This window comes from Flavobacterium kochi (assembly GCF_048286715.1).
In the GTDB taxonomy this organism is placed as follows: domain Bacteria; phylum Bacteroidota; class Bacteroidia; order Flavobacteriales; family Flavobacteriaceae; genus Flavobacterium.
This window is the reverse complement of the sequence record NZ_JBLVPW010000009.1, coordinates 22649-47848: the sequence shown is the minus strand read 5'-3', so window position 1 is coordinate 47848 and position 25200 is coordinate 22649. Positions and strand designations below refer to the sequence as shown.

15 protein-coding genes, 1 other RNA gene and 1 pseudogene are annotated in these 25200 nt (G+C 33.8%); 12 read left to right on the top strand and 5 right to left on the bottom strand.

Going from position 1 to position 25200, the window contains the following annotated elements; all coding sequences use genetic code 11:
• Nucleotides 1–85: 85 nt before the first annotated feature.
• Nucleotides 86–820 (bottom strand): LytR/AlgR family response regulator transcription factor, encoded by a 735-nt coding sequence (locus ACNQGH_RS09765; RefSeq protein WP_417955815.1) that lies wholly within the window; start codon nucleotides 818–820, stop codon nucleotides 86–88.
• Nucleotides 807–1862, bottom strand: a complete 1056-nt coding sequence (locus ACNQGH_RS09760; RefSeq protein ID WP_417955814.1) for a sensor histidine kinase — start codon at nucleotides 1860–1862, stop codon at nucleotides 807–809. Before ACNQGH_RS09760 ends, ACNQGH_RS09765 begins: the two co-directional genes overlap by 14 nt.
• A 209-nt stretch (nucleotides 1863–2071) precedes the next feature.
• On the opposite strand from ACNQGH_RS09760, the gene ACNQGH_RS09755 reads away from it, so the two are divergent.
• The 4 genes from ACNQGH_RS09755 (at nucleotide 2072) to ACNQGH_RS09740 (ending at nucleotide 7197) form a co-directional block, all read left to right on the top strand.
• Entirely contained in the window at nucleotides 2072–3925 is a 1854-nt protein-coding gene (locus ACNQGH_RS09755; protein WP_417955813.1) for an alpha-amylase family glycosyl hydrolase, read from the top strand.
• 63 nt (nucleotides 3926–3988) lie between these two features.
• Nucleotides 3989–5341: a beta-alanine-activating enzyme beta-propeller domain-containing protein gene (locus ACNQGH_RS09750; protein ID WP_417955812.1), complete on the top strand. Its 1353-nt coding sequence runs from the start codon at nucleotides 3989–3991 to the stop codon at nucleotides 5339–5341.
• A gap of 1241 nt (nucleotides 5342–6582) precedes the next feature.
• The gene (locus tag ACNQGH_RS09745) at nucleotides 6583–6879 is read left to right on the top strand and encodes a type II toxin-antitoxin system RelE/ParE family toxin (RefSeq protein ID WP_417955918.1); all 297 of its coding nucleotides are present in this window, start codon (nucleotides 6583–6585) and stop codon (nucleotides 6877–6879) included.
• A gap of 6 nt (nucleotides 6880–6885) precedes the next feature.
• A complete protein-coding gene (locus ACNQGH_RS09740; RefSeq protein ID WP_196853182.1) occupies nucleotides 6886–7197 on the top strand; it encodes a helix-turn-helix domain-containing protein in 312 nt (103 codons plus the stop codon).
• A 596-nt stretch (nucleotides 7198–7793) separates the two neighbouring features.
• Here the strand turns inward: ACNQGH_RS09740 and ACNQGH_RS09735 are convergent.
• Nucleotides 7794–9737 carry a glycoside hydrolase family 97 protein gene (locus ACNQGH_RS09735; protein WP_417955811.1) on the bottom strand — a complete coding sequence of 648 codons (1944 nt, stop codon included), beginning with the start codon at nucleotides 9735–9737 and terminating at the stop codon, nucleotides 7794–7796.
• Nucleotides 9738–10080: 343 nt separating this feature from the next.
• Between ACNQGH_RS09735 and ACNQGH_RS09730 the strand changes: the two are divergent.
• A pseudogene (locus ACNQGH_RS09730) lies at nucleotides 10081–10747 on the top strand (IS6 family transposase).
• A 224-nt stretch (nucleotides 10748–10971) separates the two neighbouring features.
• The gene (locus ACNQGH_RS09725; RefSeq protein WP_417955810.1) at nucleotides 10972–11121 is read left to right on the top strand and encodes a hypothetical protein; all 150 of its coding nucleotides are present in this window, start codon (nucleotides 10972–10974) and stop codon (nucleotides 11119–11121) included.
• A 202-nt stretch (nucleotides 11122–11323) separates the two neighbouring features.
• On the opposite strand, the gene ssrA is transcribed toward ACNQGH_RS09725, so the two are convergent.
• Both ssrA and ACNQGH_RS09715 read right to left on the bottom strand, forming a co-directional pair.
• Nucleotides 11324–11720, bottom strand: a transfer-messenger RNA (tmRNA) gene (gene ssrA / locus ACNQGH_RS09720).
• 76 nt (nucleotides 11721–11796) lie between these two features.
• Nucleotides 11797–13014 carry a serine hydrolase domain-containing protein gene (locus ACNQGH_RS09715; RefSeq protein WP_417955809.1) on the bottom strand — a complete coding sequence of 406 codons (1218 nt, stop codon included), beginning with the start codon at nucleotides 13012–13014 and terminating at the stop codon, nucleotides 11797–11799.
• Nucleotides 13015–13253: 239 nt separating this feature from the next.
• On the opposite strand from ACNQGH_RS09715, the gene ACNQGH_RS09710 reads away from it, so the two are divergent.
• The 6 genes from ACNQGH_RS09710 (at nucleotide 13254) to ACNQGH_RS09685 (ending at nucleotide 25197) form a co-directional block, all read left to right on the top strand.
• Nucleotides 13254–14456, top strand: coding sequence for an NAD(P)-dependent oxidoreductase (locus ACNQGH_RS09710; RefSeq protein ID WP_417955808.1), 1203 nt, complete (start codon nucleotides 13254–13256; stop codon nucleotides 14454–14456).
• 233 nt (nucleotides 14457–14689) lie between these two features.
• On the top strand, nucleotides 14690–15760 hold the full coding sequence (corA, locus tag ACNQGH_RS09705; protein WP_417955807.1) for a magnesium/cobalt transporter CorA: 1071 nt from the start codon (nucleotides 14690–14692) through the stop codon (nucleotides 15758–15760).
• 54 nt (nucleotides 15761–15814) lie between these two features.
• Entirely contained in the window at nucleotides 15815–17908 is a 2094-nt protein-coding gene (pta, locus tag ACNQGH_RS09700) for a phosphate acetyltransferase (protein ID WP_417955806.1), read from the top strand.
• A 7-nt stretch (nucleotides 17909–17915) separates the two neighbouring features.
• A complete protein-coding gene (locus ACNQGH_RS09695) occupies nucleotides 17916–19115 on the top strand; it encodes an acetate/propionate family kinase (protein WP_417955805.1) in 1200 nt (399 codons plus the stop codon).
• 95 nt (nucleotides 19116–19210) lie between these two features.
• A complete protein-coding gene (locus ACNQGH_RS09690; RefSeq protein WP_417955804.1) occupies nucleotides 19211–21955 on the top strand; it encodes a helix-turn-helix and ligand-binding sensor domain-containing protein in 2745 nt (914 codons plus the stop codon).
• Nucleotides 21956–22197: 242 nt separating this feature from the next.
• A complete protein-coding gene (locus ACNQGH_RS09685) occupies nucleotides 22198–25197 on the top strand; it encodes a SusC/RagA family TonB-linked outer membrane protein (protein WP_417955803.1) in 3000 nt (999 codons plus the stop codon).
• The last annotated feature ends 3 nt before the right edge of the window (nucleotides 25198–25200 follow it).

The window sequence follows — 25200 nt, the reverse complement described above, 5'->3', positions numbered from 1 at the left end:
ACTGGAATCAAAAAAATTTAGAGTATTAATTTATGATGATAACGGCAAAGAAAATCATAATTAAACAATTTTTTAGCCTCAAAAATCAAGAATTATTTTTTGCAATGGATTGCAATAGTGCATTCGTTTTGGAAGCGTATAATCGTCCGATAGGTAATTCTTTATTCTGAATGGTTACTGTGCGACTGTTGAATTGAGAAACTTTTTTTAGTGTAATCAGGAAAGAACGATGAATTCTACAAAATAATCCTTCCGGTAATTTCTCGATCATCTCCCCAATGGATTGATAGGTTTTGAAACAATCCGTTTCGGTATGGATGAGTAGATAATTTCCTTGCGATTCAAAATAGTGAATTTCATCCAGAAACAATTTGAGGGTTTTTCTTTCGCACTTTACAAATATAAAAGAACGTTCCGTTTGCGCCTGACCTAATTGTTCAAATTCCTGATATGTTTTCTGAATTTTACAGTATTTATGTATTGCTTTCGAAAATCGTTCTAATGAAATAGGTTTCAATAAATAATCAATCGCTTCCAACTCGAATCCGTCTACTGCATAGTGTGGATTAGCAGTCGTAAAAATGATTCCAATATCTTTTGGTAATGATTTTGCAAATTCAATTCCTGATTTTCCGGGTAAATTAATATCCAAAAAGAGTAACGCTATTTTTTGAGTCTTCAAAATATTCAAAGCATTGTTCGTACTCATAAATTTTCCTTTCAACTCCAGAAAATCAAATTTAGCAATATGCATTTCAAGTAGTATTGAGGCAGGGAGCTCATCTTCTATAATGATACAATTGATTCTAGTTGGTGTCATTTATTTTTATTTTTAAAGAAACAAAAAAGGAATCAACTTCATTTTTGATAGTCAAAACATGTTGATTTAGATAGAGTAATTCCAGTCTCCTTTTTACATTAGTGATTCCGACTCCGCTATATGGATTTTGAATGTTTTTATTTTTCACAAAATTAGGAGGTAAACTATTCTCGATTTTAATTACCAGCCATTCCTCTGAAACAGCAATAGAAATGGTAATCCATGCTGGGGAATGGGCATCGTCTAAACAGTATTTGAAACTGTTTTCAATAAGAGGTAGTATTAAAAAAGGTTCGATGACCTGATTTTCCCTAATACCATTGGTACTGAAACTAAGTTCGAGCCGGTTGTCGAATCTTAATTGCTGCAACGAGATGTAGTTTTTTAGATATTCAATTTCTTTTTCTAATAGAATGCATTTGGTATTTACCTCATAAACGGAATACCGAAGAAAATCCGAAATCTTAAGTACAATATCCGCAGAATCGTCCGATTTACTCAGGATTTTGGAGTACAAACTATTGAGTACGTTAAATAAAAAATGAGGATGGAATTGATTTAGCAATGAAGACAATTCAGCTTGCAACTTCTCAGACAGAATCGATTGAACCCTGTTTTTCTCCTCAGCTAGGTAATAAACAAGTTTTATTGCCAGCGGGATAGTGACAACAAATTGTAATTTAATCACATTATACAAGTAAACTGGAGCTGATAATAATGGTTCACCTTTCCAATCGGTTAAATAAAAAGCAATAATAATGTAGTTGTCAATTAATCGCTGAATAAAAGCAAAGAAAAGGATTGAAAAAAGATAGGTGAAAATAAAGAGTGCCATTTTTTTCTTGAAGAATAGAAACGGCATGGCTATTTCAACAATTACTAAAACAAACACTATTTTAGGCAGTACACTATAACATTCATTGGATAATGCTCTCCAAAAATCGGCTGTTGGTAAACCTTGAATCAAACTGAATAATAAGATGTATCCCAACCAATAGCATACATACATTTTTATTTTTTGGGACAGGGCTGAATTATTCATTTTCGAATTTGTTTTCTGAAATGTAAAGCTAGGGGTTTTGTTTTACAATCAAAATCGATCGGGTACAGAAAACACTTTTTCGTATTTAAATGACATAAGAGTTTCAAATTGTTGTTTGCAACACCAATCAGGTTGTTTAAATAAATGTCTTTTTGATAACCGAAAAGGGAGATATCTTTCGCAAACTATTTAAACCTTAAGTAACTATTATGAAGAAAACTGCTTTAATTTTAATGCTATTAGTTGGTTTTTCTGTGGCAACACAGGCCAAGAATACCGAAGTCTATCCCACAAACTGGTGGGTAGGTATGAAGACCAATTCAATCCAACTACTTATTCGAAGTACGGATGATTCTTTTTCTACGGATACAGTCAGTATTAACTATCCGGGAATAACCGTGGTGAAGACTCATTTATTTCCAAATCAAAAATATATTGCGATCGATATTGTTATAGCACCTGAGGCATTTGCTGGAGATGTGATTATCGAATTGAATAAAAAAGGAGGCAGACAAAAAATAAAATGGCCTCTTCATAACCGCAGATCGGGTAATGGAACCCATTATGCTCAAGGAGTGACTTCGAGTGATTTTATTGATTTAATTATGGTGGATCGTTTTAGTAACGGGGATGCGACAAATGATCAGGTAAAAGGAATGAGAGATCAGTCTCTTAACCGAAACGAAATGTATGATCGGCATGGAGGCGATTTACAGGGGGTAATGAATAATCTGGACTATATTCAAGGACTTGGCGTTACGGCATTATGGTTTACTCCCATTATGGAAAATGATATGGAAAAAAGAACGGAGCACGGATACGCCATTACCAATCATTATAAAATCGATAAGAGATATGGAAATGATGCTTTGTATGAAAAGTTGAGTGAGCAATTACACAAGCGCGGTATGAAACTCATTTTTGATGCGGTTTACAATCATATTGGATCTTTTCATTTTTTAGAACTGGATCCTCCTGCCAATGATTGGGTACATCGCTGGCCGACATATACTCAAACGAATTACAGAGAGATTCCTTTGTTCGACCCGTATGGTACAAAATCAGATAAAAAGCGAATGAGTGATGGCTGGTTTGATAAAATGATGCCAGATATCAATCAAGACAATCCATTTATGGCTAATTTCATTATTCAAAACTGTATTTGGCATATTGAAAAGTTTGGTATTGACGGTGTCCGTCTTGATACCTATACTTATAATGATTTGGATTTTGCGAATCGTTGCAATAAGGCCATTATGGATGAGTATCCTAAAATGACCATTTTCGGAGAAGTTATGGTTCACGGTGTGGCCAATCAGGCCTATTTTGAACAAAATAATATGGATGCCAGTTTCAAAAGCAATTTGCCGTCGGTAGTGGATTTTCAAAGTCTGTATTATGGAATTATTCCTGCTTTGACAGAGCTATTTGGATGGAAAGAAGGAGTTAACAGATTGTACTATACTTTAAGCAGTGATTTCCTGAGTAAAAATCCAATGCAAAAAGTACTCTTGTTAGACAATCATGATGAGCCTCGTTTTTTTTCATTAGTAGGGGAGAATGTCGAAAAGCAAAAAATGGGATTTCAATGGTTGTTGACCTGCAGAGGAATTCCGCAACTGTATTACGGATCGGAAGTATTGATGAAAGGATTTAAAACGCCTGATGGGCTCGTTCGTGCTGATTTTCCTGGTGGTTGGGCAGCAGATACCAAAAATGCATTTACAGGCAAAGGAATGACAGACGATGAAAAATCAACTCAAAATTTAGTTCGTAAACTGGCCAATTTCAGAAAAAATGCCTCGGCGCTTAAAACAGGGAAAATGATGCATTATGTTCCTGTCGATGGTTTGTATGTTTATTTCAGATACGATGAAAATCAAACTATAATGTGTGTTATGAATACAAGCAATACCGAAAAAGAAATTGACTTTCAAAAGTATGACGAAAGAACGGCCGGTTTTACAGCTGCAAAAAATGTTATTACTGATGAAAGACGAAATGTTTTGAATAAAACAGCTATTCCAGCCCTGAAAATGTGGGTGTTGGAGTTGGAAAAATAAGGGAGCAAGCTTTTGCTATTTTTGTTTTGTAATAAAATAGGTATCTTGGACTAAAAAAATAACATGAGGCACATAAAAGAAACGTACTTAATAGCTATACTACTAATTCTTTTGGTAGTAAATACTGCTGCTGTTTTTGGACAGCAAGAAAAAAAAGTAACTATAAGTGCCTTTCAAAAACGGGTCTTTCAAGAGGGGAACTACAAACTTTTGGGAAACCTAAAATGGGCTTTTAAAACAAATGGTAAAATTTTTTCATCACCAGTTGTTCATAACGGAATTGTTTATATAGGCAGCGAAGACGGCTGTCTTTATGCTATCAATGAAAAAAATGGAAAAACATACTGGAAATTTAAGACTGGCGGCGCTGTTCATAGTTCGCCAGTTATTTTCAACAACACAGTTTACATCGGCAGTTTTGATGGTTATTATTATGCCATTGATACCAAAACAGGTCATTTGAAATGGAAATTTAAAACAGGAGGTGAACATTGGTCCGGCGAAATAGGTTTTTTAGGACTGAAACCCGTTGATAGATACATGGACGATTTGTGGGATTTCTTTTTGTCATCTCCAGTTATAAGTCCCGACTCGAAAAATCCAAGCGTTTTCTTTGGGAGCAGTGACGGGAATGTATATTCGCTTCATGCAAATACAGGTCAGCTAAAATGGAAGTTCAAAGCTAAAGGTTCAATTCACTGCAGCCCCGTTCTGTATAAAAACAATTTGTATATTGGCAGTTGGGATGCTAATCTGTACGCAATAGATAGGGAAACCGGAAAAGAGCGCTGGAAATTCGAAACAGGAAAGAAAACGGGTTTTACAGGAGTCCAATCCACCGTGACAGTTGCCAATGACATGGTTTATTTTGGTGCTCGTGATCCATTTTTATTTGCTTTAAATGCCGAAACGGGGAAACTGGTTTGGAAATACGATGCCGCTTATTCCTGGATAATAAGTTCAGCAGTTGTAGCTAACAATGTAGTGTATGTAGGTACATCAGATACATTTTTATTGCTGGGTCTGGATGCTAAAACCGGAAAGGAGCTATTTAAGTTTAAAGCAAACGGTTATGTATATTCCTCTCCGGCAATAGCTGGTGAAATGGCTTATTTTGGGGATTTTACGGGTAATTTTTTTGCTGTAAATACGAAATCTTCGGGTAAGGAATGGAATAGTTTTAGCACAGAAAACAGAAAGTTATTTGCTCCGGAAGTACTAAATAACAATCTCATTGATTTTTCTTTTGCGGCCAAAGGAGCAGATCTTTCCTTGTATGATGTCAATAAAACGGTGATGGATAAATTTTATAAGCTGGGTTCTATTGTTTCTTCTCCGTTTATAGCCAATAATACTGTTTATTTTGGAAGTGCCGATGGTAATTGTTATGCCATTGGACTGCAAAATAAAAAATAATTAGATACAATAAGTTATAAATCTATTGTACGATTATTCCGCAAATACTATTCCTGCTGGTATTTTTATAAAATATTTAATAATTAAGATGGTACACTTTTACCGGAATACGAAATGTCAGTACGTTAACAGTATTAATTCATGCATAAAGTGGTATACTAGCTATGGAATAAGTGGTAGTTTTTCCGGGTTCTTCGTCAATTTTGGTGAAAATTTTAATAATTGCTCATTTATTTTTTAATAAATCCCTTTCCTTTTTACTTGAGCCTCTTTGTATTCAACTTCAAATGTCCTTTTTATCTAATTAGTGATTATTGAATCAGTCCATTTTTGAGGAATCAATGTGACGCCTGATATAAATCAACAACAGTCATGAAGAACACGGTCATGTACGATTACAAATGTCATCCATAGCACGACTAGGATTGATAGTAAATTAATAATTGTGAGTGTTGTATAATACTTTCTCTGAAAATCATTTGACTTGCTAATAATTTTTTTTGCGTAAAACTTAGAAGTAATGGGAATCAAAGCCACTAAAAATAACACAATAATCCCCGGATAAAGACCAGTGATTGTAATACCAATAATACTGAGTACTGCTACTGTAAATGTTAATACCATTGATACGGAGGCTACAACGCTAAATGTTTTCGTTTCCATTTTGATTTGATTTGAATTTATTGCCTACTCTATTCAGTTTTTGGCATCCTGTTTGTTTTTTGTAAACAAGTTATTTGAACCGTTTGTCATTCACAGTCGAGGAAGAGTGGCTAACTGGAAAAAAAAATCCTCTACTGTAACGAAGTTAGGGAAAAGAAAGGTATAAATCACCGAAGAACTAGTCATAAGAATTAGCTTCTATTGGCGGGCAGCATTTGCAATAGACATCTTTAAGGGCGCAATATCTCATTTTTTGGACAGGAATTTTGGTTCAAATTCAAAGCTGGCTGCACCCGTTTCTGTGTTCCATGCTACAGCACCGATGGTTTCGTTCCAAATTTTTACAAAAGCCGTTGTTATCATTACCAGTCTGTTTGTTTATTTGTATTATTATCGCTATTTCTAGCTCTTTGTCTTTTTTGTTGGTCCAATTTTGCCAATTCTATTGGACTTATTTGCTCTTGTATTTTGAAAACATCCATGATATAAAGCAAATCTAATACACGTAAAACCTGAAGTAGTGTAGAAACTGTAACAGCTTCCCCTTTTTCGAGCAAACTGAGTGTAGAACGGCTTATATTTGCAGCGACCGGTTAGATGAAAAGTCGAAAGAAAAAATACTTTACAATATTTGGAAATCAAGAAGCGTAAATGATAACGAACTCTTCAAAAAGCTTGATAACGAAATTTGGGAATTCAGAACCTTATATAATAAACAATATTTTCGATTATTTGCATTTTGGGACAAATCTGACAAGCAAGATGCAATTATTATTTCAACACATGGAATTATAAAAAAGACTGACAAAACTCCAAAAGTAGAAATCGAACGTGCAGAATCTTTGAGAATTAAATATTTTAACGAAAAAAAGTAAATCATTATGAAAACATATAATTTAGACGAAGTAACTGATAGATTCGTTGGGAAAAAAGGCACTCAAAATAGAGATGCTTTTGAAAATGAATTAAAGCTTGAACTAATAGGACAAACTATCAAACAAATTCGTAAAGAAAGAAATTTGACTCAAGAACAATTGGGAGAATTAGTTGGTGTAAAAAAAGCTCAAATCTCAAAAATTGAAAACAGTTTAACTGATGCAAGATTTGATACAATTATTAAAGTATTTAAAGCTTTAAATGCAAAAATCAACTTTAATGTTGAATTGCTTAATCAGAAAGTTGTAATCCAATAATTTGCCGAATGTGGGTGTTCCAGGGAAAGTGGTTCTTCGTCATTCTCGTTGTATTTTATATATCCCAATTGATTGGTAATTAATTTTGGTTTTCCAATGTTAAAATCTTCTACATTAAAATGATGATAACCATAAATCCAATAATCGATTTCATTTTTTTTTTTTTTTTTTTTTTTTCTATAACTGATGACATTTCTGTTCCAAAAGCTTCATTTATGTTGGCTATGTACATATTTCTCAGGATAATTGATAAAAGGAGGGTGGTGGGATTGCAAGACTATTCATGATACATTTTTTATGATCTATTCGTCTTCTCGCATTTCATGGGATACCAATGTCAAACATTACATCAGCGGATTATTCGACAACTTGCCCAATCCAGTTTGCCCCGGAATACCCAATTAATTACATAAAGATTTTTTTTATGCAATTATTTTGAAGCTAATTTCTTTAAATCATGTAAAAAATGGTTCGTAAACAGTCCCGTATGGACCACCAAAAATACAAACCTCCAAATTAATTTTGATTTTGGAGGTTTTTTATGGTTCGAAAATTTGATACAATACAAACCTAAGTTTCAGTTTATATTTAAATGTTTATTGCATGTAAATCACTGTTCCGCCATTTGCAGATAGTTTTAAATCGAAAGTGGTATTTTTACCAAAATCTTTATAGCTGAGTTTAGATCCTAAACCTTGATCATCCTCTATAACAGCTGTTTTTTTTCCTTTAAGCATAGGTAAGTTTACTGTAATCGTTTTTTTATTATGCTCACCATTGATAGCAGCGATATACCATTTTGCATCCTTGCGGCGGGCTATAACACAATATTTACCGGGATATCCATCTATAAAGCGGGTTTCATCCCATACTGTTGGTACTTTTTTGAGGTAATCAAATAAGTATTTTGGTTTTTCTTTTAAATTTTCTGGTGTTAATCCCCAATGTTGCAGAGGTGAAAAAAATACAACAGCAGTCGCCATTTCAAATGCGTCTGTGGTTCGGCGTATTGTACCCTCATTAGGGTTGCGGTTCAGTCGACTGTTAAGAAAAACAGGCCCAAAATCCATTGCTGCAACTGCATTTCGGGTAAAGGGGTATATGGTTGCAGTAGAGGCGTACCGGTCACTAAATGATTGCTGAAATACCAGATTTTCTGAAGCTAGTACAGCTTCGCCGGTCATAAAATTAGGATACATTCTTTCCCATCCACGTGGCAGGGTGGTGCCATGAAAATTTATGGTCAGCCCATAGACAGCAGCATCTGTAAGGATATCATGATAAAGTTTCATTGTGGTTTGTTTATCTCCTCCAAAAAAATCTATTTTTAGTCCCTTTACGCCAATTTGCTGCAGCCATTGCATCTCCTTTATTCTTGCCTCGGAGGTATCCATTCTGTCTTTAGGCGTCTGTGGAGCAGTATTCCACTGACCATTCGAATTGTACCATAACAGCACGCCGACATTTTTTGATTTAGCATAATTTACAAGTTCAGCCATTTTTTCTTTTCCAATATTGATGTCCCAAAGGGCATCAATTAAAATAAATTCACAATCTAAGGCTGCGGCAAGATCTATGTAAGTTATCTGATCATTATAGTTGCAGCTGGCATCCTGCCAAACGATCCAGCTCCAGCTCGCACGTCCGGTATCGAATATTTTTGTAGAGCTTATGAGCGGTTTTACCAGATCTGTTGCAATAGTAGATTCAACTATTGGTTTTAAATTATTACCAATGGTAATTGTTTTCCAGGAAGTCTGCATTGGTAATGGTGCAGTGGCTGTTACTGCACCTTTATTGTTATTTTCACCCTCTTGCGGGAATGCCACTGTATAAATTCCGTCTGCTGAGGCATCGCTCAGCCTTGTGCCTACATAATTATGACTGACACCCGTTTCAGAAATTAAGAGCCATCCTTTTTTATCCAAATGAAAAAGGGCAGGATAGGTATAGCCTAACCCATATCGTGATTTTATGCCCACGGGTTGCTCCCTTGTGTATTCTTCTTCATAGGACGGTTTGGTTTTTTCATAACCGCTTAGAGGCGGAGCCTGTGGTGTAATAAAAGTTGTAGATCCTGCAGGAAGTTTAAAACCAGTTATTTCTTTGTTAATAGTACAGTCGATAGTGCCTTTTCCATTTTCAGGAATTATATAGCTAAATGCAACATCTCTATCTGTTATTCTGAAGACAATATGTAAAGTGTCATTTGCTGTATTTGTGAATGTGCATTTTATTTCATTGGCTTTATATATAACCTTACTCACTTTAGAATGATTTAAGGTATATGATTCATTTATTTTACTATTGATGTGGTTAATCATTTTAAGTCCTTTAGAAAAATCGCCAAGCGAGGATGTCAGTCCCAGGGGTGATTTAGCCAGGAATTCATCTTTGGAATAAAAGATATTATAATACGCTGAGCCATTTATTAACGTTATATCAAGTTTTATGTTTTTATTGGGACTGCTGGCAGAAACGGTTTGGGACTGCATGATATTGGAAAAAAAAATAAAAAATAATAGTATTACTGCTTTCATTAGGTTAAAAATTTATTTGATTTGTAAAAGTTTTATGAAAAAAAAGATAAATGTAAAAATAACACTTTTTTTTAAGAACTGAACATTATTTTTAAAATTACATGGTATAGCTTGGCTGAATTAGCTCTGCCAAACGGATATTTTCTATTTTTTTTTTGAATTTGATCTTTTGGCTTTTTGATAAGGTATATTTTTTATCCAAAATAGGGGGTTAAAAACCCAAATAAAGCGATATACTTCCCTTTGAAATATCCATTTGCATCAACGTCACATTACGCTTTTTCAGGTTCTGTCGCATCTGACAAGAACTTTTTATCTTTAGGGCTTTTAAATCATTCGATCCATGAATATCAAAGGTCACTGCTATCCAAAATCTATTATTCTTCAAGCTGTATATTTCAAACTTAGATTTACGTTAAGCTATCGTGATGTTGAGGAAATAATGAAAATGAGGGGAGTTCAGGTTGACCATGCGAGAATTCAGCTTTGGGTGTATAAGTTTAGTCCTTTTATCGAGGAACAAATGAAAAAACGAAAACTAAGAGTTGGGAAAAGTTGGAGAATTGATGAAACCTATATAAAAGTTTAAGGGTAGATGGTGTTATTTGTACAGAGCAATTGATAAATCAGGCAATACAGTAGATTTCCTATTAACAAAGAGAAAGCAAAGGATGAGTGCCCAATCTTTTTTAATTAAAGCAATTGGTAATAATGGTAAACCAGAAATAATAAATATTGACAAAAGTGGATCAAACATAGGCGCTATCAGAGTATATAATCAAGGTTCATTTTCTAAAATAGTGATCCGGCAATGTAAATACTTAAACAACATTGTCGAACAAGATCATCGTTTTATCAAGTGGAGAATTCTAAATGGATTAGGATTTGCAGCTTTTGAATCAGCTAAAACAACGTTATGTGGAATTGAAGTTGTACATATGTTACGAAAGAAACAGATGATTAATCCTGGTATAACTATGTTTAAATCATTCTGTTTATTGGTAGCATAACCCACCGAATGCAATAATAAGTAGATTTGTAATCGACAGCTGCGACAGAACCTTGATTAACTTACATAAATCAACAGGTATAAATACCTGTTCGAAGATAAATATTTAGATATTGTATTAATCAAATAAGTATTAATCTAAAAATCATTATTATTTAATGATCAATTTAAATTGAATTATATGCTTTGATAAAAGTTTTTGCAATTTGATTTAATAGTCTTGCCATGAAACCAAAATCTAATAAGTCTCAAAAAAGTGATGGAATTAAAAAAAAGAGTAAAGAAAAGGAAAAACGTGCTGCTATAGTTGATTGGTTTGTCCGAGTTATTGTGGGAAAGACACTTGAAGAATTCTATGAAAAGAATGAAGGATAGTGGACGGGAGTGAGAAATTTCGATCGAACACTTGTTTTTTAATATTTTAGACCCTGATTGTTAGTGTTTTAAGGTGTTCGATTCCCAACGGATTTTTAGTATACTTAAGGAATTTGTCTCGATCTTAAAATTATTAAATTCGTAAACACTTGATTTAAAGTGCTTTAAAAAATAAAAAAGGAAGGTGTTCGACACCTTCCTTTTGTGGAGTCGCCGGGAATCGAACCCGGGTCCAAACAAGCAACTAAAAGGCTTTCTACACGTTTATTTCCTGATTAGATTTTCGATCTTGTGTTTGACCAGAAACAGTCGCACAAGACTTATCTTCTTAATTTCGAAATCCACCCGAAGCTCATGGAAATCTAGGTTTAAATTTACGATTTACCTTTATCGACCGCTATAAACCAAAGCTTTCGAGGTAAATCCTGCTTTCCTATCTGATAGGAACGAGGCTAATCTTACTATAATTCAGATTATGCAGCAAGAGCGTAGTTTCCTTCGCCGTGTATGTGTTTTGAAACCTTTTATTAACGAGAATTGTCCCAGTTCTCGACGTGCTTACTTTTCAATTCGACTTGCTGTCAAAACCAGTCGACCCCTTTTTATTTTGAGTTTACAAATATACAATTTAAAACTTGAATTGCTATCGCTAAACTTTTAACTTCATAACAAAAATCATTCCTCTTTTTCGCCTTTATCCAAGTGGAATGGATAATCGCCAAATAGCCTTGCCAATTTTCTGACTTTGTAAGTTTTTGTTGTAAACTTATTGGATAAAGCAATTATTGTAACCTTCTCTTTTGGCAAAGTGACATAAGATGACGTGTTGCCATGCCACCAACCGTTATGGAAATAGAAATTTTGTCCGGTTTCCCAATTGATCATACGAATGCCAAGGCCGTAGTTTTTTTCTCCTTTGCGCTCGTTACTGTATCCTGTAAAAACCTTTTTAAACAACTTTGAATTTAAAAAAGCAGTAGAATTTCTTGCTCTGTCAAATTTTAATAAATCTCGAGGGGTAGAATAAATATTTTTGTCCCCATAAACAGCATCTAAATAATCTTTTCCAATTTCTACTCCATTTCCTTTATAAGAAGGGGCAATACTATCTTTATCTTTTTCATAATCAAAAACAAAAGTATGTTTCATACCCAGCGGACTGAAAATGATTTGTTTCATCGCTTCTTTATAAGAAAGTTTAGTTATTTTCTCAATTATCAGTGCCAGCATGGCATAATTGGTATTGCAATAACTAAATCGTGTATCAGTGTTAAATTCCAATCCAATGTTTTTAGTAGCCATAATGGTTAATATGTCTTGATTGGTTAACCTGTTATGTCTGTCCCAAACCGTTTTGTCCCGATCCGTAAAATAAGCGTAGTTGCGCATGCCACTTCTGTGGTCCAGCAAAGTTTTTACAGTAACATCCGGATAAGGGAATTCTTTTAGAATCGTATTAACTTTTTGGTCTAAATCAATTCTTTTAGCATTAATTAATTTCAAAACCGCGGTTGCAGTTAATACTTTGCTCACAGAGGCCAAATGAAGCGGTGTTGTGCTCGTTATTAATCTTTTCTTTCTGAAATTGGCATAGCCTTCATAATTTTCATAAATAATCTGACCATTTTGAGCTACAAGAAAACTTCCGTTAGCACTGTGATTGGGCCAAGTTCTATTATAAAAAGACTCAATGGACCTTTTTTTAGAATCGATATATTCCGCAGTTAGTTTAGGACTTTCATTGGTTAAAGGTTTCATTTTAGGCAATGTACTCTTTGGGAGTTGTGCGTCACTTAATGCTGTTTTCTTTTTCTCTTTGGTACAAGAACTCAAAACTATTATCAGGACGAGTAATTGTAGTATATTTGCTTTTTTTATAAATATCATTTTCATAGTACTAGAACGACAAATATATAGAATCAATCCCTTTTGATTCCTCTTTTTTCCGAAACCTTAACACTATTTTATCAACGTTTTATACTTGCTGTTTCGTATCATTTTGGACATCAGCTTTTAATTGGTTTATGACTTGTAAATTTATTTAAAAAAGAAAATCAATTTATTTAAAATCGTTATATTTGTAACAAATAGCACGAAATAAGTTATATTAAATCAATAGAAAAATATAGAAAATGAAATTCGGAATTATAAAAGAAAGAAAAAACCCACCAGATAGGAGAGTTGTTTTTTCTCCAGATGAATTAGCAAGAGTAAAACAACTGTATCAAGGTGTTTCGATAAAAGTAGAAAGTTCCGATATTCGAATTTTTACCGACGAACAATATAAAAATTTAGGAATTGAAGTTACGGATGACATCAGTGATTGTGATGTTTTATTTGGAGTGAAAGAAGTTCCTGTTGAAGACCTGATTCCTGATAAAGCGTATTTCTTTTTTTCACATACTATAAAGAAACAGCCTTACAACAGAAAGTTGTTGCAGGCAATTTTAGAAAAAAATATTGATCTCTACGATCATGAGACTATTGTGGATGCACACAATCACAGGTTAATTGGTTTTGGAAAGTATGCGGGAATTGTAGGTGTTTACAATAGTATTCGTGCTTTTGGGATAAAATTCGAATTGTTCAAATTGCCAAAAGCGGATACACTTTCCGGTAAAGAAGCGTTAATCGCTCATCTAAAGCGATTGGTATTACCCCCTTTGAAATTTGTGATTACCGGTACCGGAAAAGTGGGTAATGGAGCGAAAGAAGTGTTGGACGCTATTAAAGTGAAGGAAGTTTCAGTTGAAAATTACCTGACAAAGAATTATGCACAACCTGTTTACACTCAAATCGATGTGTTGGAATACAACAAACGCAAAGACGGGCAAACAATTGATTTTACCGATTTTTATGAAAATCCTAAAGAGTATGTGTCCGATTTTGAACGATTTACTAAAGTTTCAGACATCTATATTACGGGACATTTTCATGCCAATGAGGCCCCTGTAATCCTTACACGCGAAATGCTACAGTCGAAAGATTGTAAAATAAAAGTTGTTGCGGATATTTCCTGTGATGTCAATGGTCCAATCGCCTCTACGTTGAGATCATCAACAATAGCAGAGCCTTTATATGGATATCTGCCAAGTGAAAATAAAGAAGTGGATGTTTTCCATCCGGCAGCAATTGTGGTAATGGCAGTGGATAATTTACCCTGTGAATTACCAAAGGATGCCAGTGAAGGTTTTGGAGAAATGTTTATGGAACATGTAATTCCGGCATTTTTCAACGGGGACAAAGATGGAATTTTGCAAAGAGCTAAAATAACTGAAAAAGGAAAATTGACTCCAAGATTTAGTTATTTACAGGATTATGTTGAGGGTAAATAAATGCTATAATTTGAATTGATAAAAAACTGAGTTTAATTTTTAGCTCGGTTTTTTTTGATATTTGTAAATGAAACATGATTAATCTCATAAAACGGATTGTTATTTCTGTATACCTTTGTTTTTCAAAATAAAATAAATCAATAAGAGAATATCATTTTTAGGAATGCCAAATTCCTAAAGTAACCATTTATTGACAAAAGTTTTTTGTAATATTACTACATAAATGATTTTGCATGAGAAAAATTAAATACAAAAAAGGCAGAAAACTTCAGCCATATAACCTTGAGTATACCGGAGTTCATAAAACTCAAGAGTCCGAGATGCAGTTGTTTGTTTTTGACAATTTTGATTTAGTTGAATACGAAGATTTTAAAGTTTCGGATTTGGATAAATATATTGATCCGCAAAAAACAAATTGGTTGAATTTACATGGTTTAAGTAATGTTGAATTAGTAAAGTCTATTGGAAACTACTTTAAAATAGATGATTTTATGCTGGCTGATATTTTGAATACTACAAGGAGAACCAAATTAGAGGAGTTATCAGATGTCCTGTTTTTTAATATAAAGTCATTATTACCCGCTGGAGATTCAGATAATATAAGCGTGGAGCAAATTAGTTTTCTGGTAAAAGATGATACCCTAATTTCTTTTCAGGAAAAGCGAAGTGATTTTTTTACTCATATTCGGGAGCGCATTCGAACGCATTCGGGAATTGTAAGGACAAAAAAAGCAGATTATTTGCTTTATATACTTTTGGACTCCATCATGCAAAATTTTTATATAACCATTGAAAATGAAGAGAACAAAGTAGAAGAATTGATTAACCTTTCGAAGAAAAGTGCCGATCCGATAATTTTGGAAAGAATTGAAAAGCATCGTGATAATTTTAATTTTTTGAAACGATCCATCATCCCGCTACGGGATTCTTTGTATGACATAAAAAGCATAAAAGACGATAATGTGTTCAACGCAATGGAAATGGACAATTTTAGTTTTTTTGCGCGATTGCATCAAAAGAGTTTAGAGCTGTTGGAACAAATTGAATCCGATATGGGTTCGCTGGAAAGTGCTTCTAATTTCTTTTTTTCGGCACAAACGCATAAGATGAATGAGATTATGAAAACCCTTACCATTGTATCGGCAATATTTATTCCACTTACCTTTATAGTGGGAGTTTACGGAATGAATTTTGAAAATATGCCCGAATTAAAATACCACAATGGGTATTATATAGTTGTAGGTATTATGTTTTTAGTAGTAATCGGAATGATTATTTATTTTAAGAAACGGCGTTGGTTTTAGGAATAAAAAAACAACGCATCCAATTTATTTGGAATTAAATATAAAAACAAAAAGATGAACAAGGCCATATATATTGCAACAAGCGAACAAAATAGTGGTAAGTCAATTATAACTTTAGGGTTGATGAGCATGCTTATTGGCAAGACAGCCAAAGTAGGTTATTTTAGACCTATTGTGGAAGATTTTGAAGAGGGAGGATTTGACAATCATATAGAAACTGTGATTGGTCATTTTGGGTTGGATATTCATTTTGATGATGCTTTTGCCATAACAAAAAGTAAATTAATCAAAAAGAAGAACAAAGGAAAAATAGGGGAGGTTCTCGATTTAATTATTGAAAAATATAAGAAGTTAGAAGAACGATTTGATTTTGTTTTGGTTGAAGGAACCAGTTTTACCGGAGAAGGAACTGTTATCGAATTGGATATGAATGTTTTGATTGCCAAAAATCTGGGGATTCCAACTATTATTGTCGGCTCCGGGGTTGGAAAAACATTAGAAGAATTAATTGATAGCCTCTATCTTGCCTATGATTCATTCAAAGTAAAAGAAGTAGAAGTTTTGGCTGTAATCGCCAACAAAGTACAGCCTCAAAACATTGAATTGGTAAGTACCGGTTTGAAAAAAAGTTTGCCGGATAGTGTATTAGTGAATTCGATTCCTTTAATTTCTAATTTAAACAACCCTACTATTCAGGAAATTGTAAACAAATTAGATGCTAAAGTACTGTTTGGCTCAGCCTATTTAAATAACCAGACCGGTAATTTTAGCGTGGGGGCTATGCAACTCTGTAATTATCTTTTGCATTTGAAAGAAAACAGTCTGGTGATTACCCCTGGCGATAGGGCCGATATTATTCTTGGCGCGCTTCAGGCGAATGAATCGGTAAATTACCCAACAATTTCCGGAATACTTCTTACGGGAAATATATTGCCTGAACAGAGTATCCTAAAATTGATAGAGGGACTTTCTCCGGTTGTTCCCATTTTTGCAGTAGAGGAAGGAACCTATTATATTACCAATAAAATAGGGTCCATTAAATCCAAAATTTACGCCAATAACAAACAAAAGATTGAAACTTCGATTCATACTTTCGAAAAATACGTGGACTTGGATAATTTGGCAGAAAAGCTAATTACTTTTGAAGCCGAGGGAATGACACCAAAAATGTTCCAATACAACTTAGTAAAAAGAGCTAGAAAGCATAGAAAGCACATTGTTTTACCAGAAGGGAATGATGAAAGAATCATTGTTGCGGCTTCACGCTTACTAGCGATGGATGTGGTTGATATTTCAATTATTGGAAACAGAAAACAAATAGAAAGCAAAGTTTCGGAACTCAGTTTGGATTTTGATTTTTCTAAAATTAAAATTATTAATCCAATAGAATCGGAACATTATGATGACTATGTAAATACCTATTATGAGTTGCGAAAAGCAAAAAACGTAACTTTAGGAATGGCTAAGGATTTAATGGAGGATGTTTCGTATTTTGGAACAATGATGGTGTATAAAGGCCATGCGGACGGAATGGTTTCCGGAGCAGCACACACGACCCAGCATACCATTTTACCAGCGCTACAATTCATTAAAACAAGACCAAATTCATCTGTGGTTTCCTCGATATTTTTCATGTGTTTGGAAGACCGGGTTTCTATTTTTGGGGATTGCGCCATCAATCCAAATCCAACTGCGGAACAATTGGCAGAAATAGCAATTTCCTCCGCTGATTCCAGTTTAGCTTTTGGAATAGAACCAAAAATAGCCATGCTTTCGTATTCATCCGGTTCTTCAGGAAAAGGTGATGAAGTAGATAAGGTGAGAACAGCAACTGAAATAGTAAGAAAAAAACGTCCCGATTTAAAAATTGAAGGACCCATTCAGTATGATGCAGCGGTCGATATGGCTGTCGGAAAAAGTAAAATGCCAAATTCAGAAGTAGCAGGACAAGCCAGCGTTTTGATTTTTCCGGATTTAAATACAGGAAATAACACCTATAAAGCGGTGCAAAGAGAAACTGGCGCACTGGCAATTGGTCCCATGTTACAAGGGTTGAACAAACCAGTAAATGATTTAAGCCGCGGTTGTACAGTAGATGATATTATAAATACAGTCGTGATTACGGCTATTCAAGCACAAGGATTATAAAACACATATGAAAATAGTAATTATAAACTCAGGGAGTTCATCCATAAAATACCAATTAATTGACATGCCGGCTAATGAAGTCATTTGTTCTGGGATGATTGACCGGATAGGATTGGAAACTTCAAATTTGAGTTATGTTACCGATATAACTAAATTAGAAGAAACCTTGCCTATTTCCAACCATAAAGCAGGATTAAAAAAAATTGCTCAATTGTTAATGGACGAGACAGTTGGAGTGATTAAAAGTACTGATGAGATTGAAGCTGTCGGGCATCGTGTGGTGCATGGCGGCAGTGCTTTTTCGAATACCGTAATTATTACCACTGAAGTAAAAGACAAAATTAGGCAGCTTTTTGATTTAGCACCCTTGCATAATCCGGCGAATTTAGAAGGAATAAATGTGGCTGAGGAAATTTTCAACACAGCAAAACAAGTGGCTGTTTTTGATACGGCATTCCATCAGACAATTCCTGTCGTGGCGCACAAATATGCGTTGCCGAATTACCTTTTAACAGAAAATAAAATACGGGTATATGGTTTTCACGGAACCAGTCATAAATATGTTTCGGAAAATGCGATCCAGTATTTAAAACGGGATTCTAAAAATAAAGGATCAAAAATTATTACCATACACTTAGGAAATGGGTGTAGCATGACGGCTATAAAAGAAGGAAAAAGTATCGATCATACGTTAGGTTTTGGTCCAATGAATGGTTTGATTATGGGAACCCGTAGTGGAGATGTGGATCAATCAGTAATTTTTTATCTCGTTAATTCGCTCGGTTATTCACTTGAGGCAGTAAATACCATGTTGCAAAAGCAAAGCGGAATGCTAGGCCTTACCGGCTACAGCGATCTGAGGGATATTGAAGCGAATGCAGCCAACGGAAACGCTGATTGCCAGTTGGCTTTAGATATGAATGCCTATAGAATTAAAAAATATATTGGTTCCTATACAGCAGTTTTAAACGGGCTTGATGCCATAGTTTTTACAGCGGGAATCGGAGAGAATTCATCCTTTATTCGAAAATTAGTTTGTACGGATATGGCTTATTTCGGAATTGAATTGGACGAATCCAAAAATGAAATTCGTTCTAAGGAAATTAGAGAAATTAATACACCCGATTCAAAAACTAAAATATTGGTTATTCCAACCAATGAAGAAATAGAAATTGCAAATCAGGTATTTGAATTACTGACCAATTAAAAAATTTCGTTTTCTAAAGAAGCTTCCGCAGAGAAGCTTTTTTTATGCTTTTTATTTAAGAAATCTGTTTATATTTGGAGATAAAACGCCACATTTTGAAAGCAAGAATTACAGTAATAACCCTATTATATTTTATTTCATTCCAACTTTATTCTCAAGAGTTACTTCCTTTTGTCGAAAATTACAGCAAATCCAATTATCAGGGCGATAACCAAATATGGAATGTGGCTCAAGGAAATGATGCTGCCATGTATTTTGCTAACAATTATTATTTATTGCGATACGATGGCGTAAAATGGGAGAAATATACCTTGCCTAACAAAACAATTATCCGCTCCATAATGGTTGACGGTGATAAGATATATTCCGGTTCTTATAAAGAATTTGGTTATTGGTTTCGAAAAGAAGGAAAGATGCATTATGTTTCGATTTCCAAAGGCAATAAGGTTTTTGATGAAAATAACAATGAAGAAATTTGGAAGATATTTAAATTCAATAATAAAATTTATTTTCAGTCCTTTAATGGGGTTTTTCTTTTTGATGGAAAAGCAATCAGGGAAATAAAGTTTCCTTTTCTTATTTCCTATTGTTTTGTTGTAGACAATCAACTGTTGATTGCTTCAGTGGAGAAGGGAATTTATAGAATGAATAGCGGGCATATAGAAAAAGTAAAGGGATGGGCCGTTTTAGAAAATAATGTTATTCACGGTATTCAAAAGCACCATGACAAAACCTATTTTTTTACTAAAAAAAATGGTGTTTATGTTTTGGAAAATGGCGTTTTGATTGCTTGGAAAAATCCTTTAAATGACATTTTGAAGGCTGCAAACATTAACGTTGCCCAGTTTATAAAAAGCAATAAACTGATAATAGGAACCGCAAATAAAGGGGTTTATATTTTTGATCTGAATGATGATTTGTATAAAAACATCAATCGAAATAATGTGCTGATGAACAATTCCATTTTAAGTATTGGTCAGGATAAAGAGAATGATTTATGGTTGGGACTGGATAATGGAATTGCTCATATTGAAGTCAATTCTCCCATTTCTATCTTTTATGACAGTTCAGGGATTTTAGGTTCTGTCTATTCCGTGGCAAACACTCCAAAGGGCTATCTGATGGCTTCCAATCATGGTGTTTTTAAATATGAGGGCAAGCAACTGGCATTAATTCCAAATACGCAAGGGCAGGCTTGGAATATCAGTAAAATAAATAATAAATACCTCATAGGCCATAACGAAGGAACTTTTATCTATGATAATGGATCATTTAATAAATTAAGTACTATAAATGGAGGTTGGAATTTAACAAAAAGCAGTATTAATAATTCTTATTTACAGGCTACTTATAGCGGTGTAATTATTTATAGTGATCCCAATGATCTGAATCAAAAGATTGTTATAAAAGGAGTATTGAAACCTATCAAATATGTGGCCCAAAACAGGAAAAATGAGATCTGGGCTGCCGATAATAACAGAGGTTTGTATCGCATTCTTTATAATGATGCCTACGAGACAATCGATATCGACAATGTTACACAGCGCAGTAAAATCACCAATGATTTTGGTGTAAAAATATTTGAGTTCAGAAATGAAATTCTTTTTTTAATACACAATTCCTGGTACACTTATAATTCAATCACCAATCAATTGGAAGAGAATGAATTGTTTAATTCCAATTTCAAAGACGTCTCCGATATTGTTGCTATTGACGAAAATAACTTCATGGTGCTTCAAGAGGGACTGTTGTATCATGTTTATGCGGATGGTAATAAATTCATCAGGAACAGTATTCAGGAGAAATATTATAAAGGAAAAATCATCAATGATAATTTGAAAGTATATAAGAATAACGACAGTTATCTTTTGAATCTGGATGATGGTTTTATTTCTCTTCAGTTAAAATATAAAAATAAACCAAGAATAAACATAAAGATTGAAGCTTTCAACAATGATATTTTGGTGGAAAATAAATCAAAAATAAAGCACAATTCAGAGCTTAAAATAAATGTGATATCCGGAATTTATGGAGCGACCAGACCTGATTTGTTTTATAAAATTAATGGGACAAAAGAATTCATTCCTATTAAAGAAGGGCTGATTATTTTGAATAACCTCAATAGTGGTTCGCACGATGTGACTGTTTATCTTAACGATGGTCTGCGTTATAATAAAGTTTCCAATTTTCAATTTATAGTTGCAAAGGCATGGTATTTTTCTTTTTGGATGAATATGGTATACCTGATCGTAATAGGTCTGATATTATATCTTTATTATAAATGGAATAAGATGAAATATATTCAAAAACTGAAATTGCAGGAAGAAGAATTAAAGCATCAGAAGGAAATTCTGGAAATGGAATTAAAAGCCGAAAACGAGTTGAACGTGCAAGAATATGAAAAACACATTCTCGAGTTGGAATTGCAATCAAAATCATCTGAAGTTGCGGGTAAATCTCTTTCAATAGCCAAACAAAGTGAAATGATAGAGAATATTCAAGGAATTTTAGATTCTGAAACAGATTTCAACAAACTAAAAAGCGAGATAAAAAAAGCCATAAAAATCAATGCAGTCAATAAGCATGAATGGGAAACATTTGAAACAAATCTGAATCAAATTCATAACGAATTCATCATTAACCTTTCCAAAAAATATCCAAACCTTACTTCAAAGGATATTAAGCTTTGTATTTACTTAAAAATGAACCTTTCCTCCAAAGAAATTGCACCCATGATGAATATTTCTTTCAGAGGCGTTGAACTGCACCGCTACCGACTAAGAAAGAAATTAAATCTTACTCAGGAAGAAAATCTTTCTAAATTTTTATTAACGATATAAAATAAGTTGTATTTTTATTGATAATATAATATTTCAACATTTTTTTTACGAAATTATAATACATCATTACTACATCATATCGATGTAGTGTGGTACTTCTTTACCTTCCTTAGGTGCTTTAAAACATGGATTTTTTGTCGTTTTTTACTATTTTGATGTATTCATGTAGTAACTCTATTGTGGTTACTATAACGTTGTAATTATCTAATTTGGCACCACTAACTTTAACAAATTATTAATATATGAGAAATTTTATTTTTAGCTTTTTAGCACTCATTCTACTTCCGGCATATATGTCTGGTCAAGTAATTAAGGGAAAGGTATCGGATAAGAGTGGAATTGGAATTCCTGGAGCAATGATTTTTGCTGTTGATTCTAAGACTTCAGCGGATACTGATTTTGACGGTAATTTTAATATCAATGCCAAAGTAGGTGAGGTATTAAAAATTAGTATGGTAGGTTTTGATGCCATATCAGTGAATGCAACGGCCGGATCGATGAACATTTCCTTGAAAGAGGCCAAAGACACCGAATTAAAAGAAGTGGTTGTTATTGGATACGGAACCAGAAAAAAGATTGATAACACTACTGCAATTACTTCATTAAAAGCAGAAGAAATATCTAAAACGAAAGTTTTGAATGCGTCACAGGCAATACAAGGTAAAGCTGCGGGTGTTCAGGTAATTTCTTCCGACTTACCCGGAAGTACACCTTCTGTTGTTATTAGGGGTTTAGGAACTGCATTAGGGGGAAGAACTCCTTTATTTATTGTAGATGGTATGCCTACTGCGAATATTAATAACATCAATACCAATGATATCACTTCATATGAGATATTGAAAGATGCTTCTTCATTAGCAATTTATGGAACCAGAGCTGCAAATGGGGTAATAATAATAACCACCAAAAAAGGAAAAGGCGATAAGGTTTCTGTAGAATTTGAAAGCTTCGCTGGTTTTAGAGAACCACTGAAAAAAGTAAAAATGGGGGGTAGTAATAAGTATTCTCATTATTCTAATGCAGCTTTGCAAACTACTACTTTTTCACAAGATCAGCCTCTAAATACAGATTGGTTTGATGCCATTACCAGAACAGGATCGTATAATCAAAATAATGTTTCGGTTTCGGGCGGAACAGAAAATATAAAATATTTTTTCAGCTTAGGAAATTATGAAGAGAAAGCAATTCTTAATGGCTTAGATTATAGTCGTACTACTTTTAGAAATAATAATGAATACAAAATTTCTAAAAAATTGACTTTGAATCAAAACTTTAGTTTTGGTTCTACAAATTCAACTCCAAAACCATTGAGTGCTTTTACAAGTGCATACAAGCAATCTCCAATAGTTCCAGTTCGTTTTCCAAATGGGCAATATGGTGTGTCTTTTGTCGGAAACGATGGTTTTGCAGGAACAACAGGTTCTTCATTTAATAATGTAGGGAATCCTGTAGCTCAATTGGACTTTTTTAATGAAAAACAAAAAAGCATAACATTGCAAGGCGGTTTAAAATTAGACTATGAAATTGTAAAATCATTAAAATTCACTTCACAGTTCAATGGAGAATATTATACTTGGAAAAACTACAATTTCGAAGACACCAAAAATATTTGGCTAGCTGCTGATCCAAGCAGAAACGGATCACAATATAGCAGCACTGCTAATACTAATTTATTAACTAAAGGTAGAGAGCAGTATTTCAATTGGAACTTATCAAATTATTTTACTTACAATAAAATTTTTGGAGAAATCCATGATATTGAAGTTACCGGTGGTATTGAAACTTCGGTTAAAGGTTCAAGAGAAAAATTGACCATAGCCAGAAAAAATGTGAATGCTGATTCTCATTACTGGTCTTTAAAAGATGTTGATTATGTAGGTACAGTGACTAGCTATAAGGATGAAGTTTTTAACGAAAATAAATTGGCTTCTTATTTTGGCAGATTCCAATATAAATTAATGGACAGGTATTTATTTACCGGAACAATTAGACGTGATGGCTCATCAAATTTTGGTAAAGATTACCGTTGGGGAACTTTTCCTGCCTTTGGTTTAGGTTGGATTGTTACCAAAGAAGAATTTATGGCTAATGCTAAAGGAATCAATTTATTAAAATTAAGAGCGGGGTGGGGTAAATTAGGAAACCAGAATGTTCCTCTTAATAACCAAGCTTATTCTTCAGGACTTAGTAGTTATTTAGGAGGTTCTATATTGAATGAGGGGACCACTATTAATTCTCAGGTTGACCCAAGTTTGTCATGGGAAATTACCGAAGAAGCTTCAGGAGGTATCGATTTTGAATTATTGGATAACAGATTGAAAGGATCGTTTGATCTTTATGATAAAAAAACAACTAATGTTATTTTAAATACAAAACCATACACTACTTCTGGAATAAGCAATGCTTCACCTGCGCATGTTGGGGAAGTTTCTAATAAAGGATATGAAATAGCTTTACGTTGGGATGATAAACTGACTGATAACCTGAGTTACTGGGTTGGAGGTAATTTTTCTAACAACAAAAATGAACTTACAGGTTTAAAAAATGCTACATTATCTCCAATTAATGGAGGTGGATTAGGAAACGGACAGTGGACAAAATTACTGGATAATAGTTCTATAGGTCAGCCATTGGGTAGTTTCTTTATGTATGAATATGCTGGTTTAGATGCTACAAATGGTAAAATGTTATATTTTGACGCTACTGGGGCAAAAGTAACCCAGGATGTTTTAGCAGAAGCGGATAAAAAATATGTAGGTTCTATTTTACCAACTTCTACCTATGGTGTTACGTTAGGGTTGAACTATAAAAACTTTGATTTATCAGTTGACGGATATGGTACTTCTGGAGCAAAAGTGTACAATGGTAAAAAAGCACAACGTTTTACCGGAGAAAATATCGAAGAATCATTGGCTACCGATTTCTGGACACCAAACAATACAACTGCTGTGAATCCTGCACCCTTTAATTTGGTTCCGGTAGCTTCTACTTACTATTTAGAATCAGGGGATTTCTTTAGAATCAATAATATTACACTGGGTTATAAAATTCCATTGAAAGGAGGATTTTTGAATTCTTGCAGAATATATGTGAATGCAATAAATCCATTTATTACTCAAAAATTCTCAGGTTTTTCTCCAGAATTAAATGGTGATGGCGATCCTTACGGGACTCAAGGTATCGAGTTGGATGCGTATCCTACATTAAGATCGTTTGTTATTGGTGCTAATTTAAAATTTTAATAT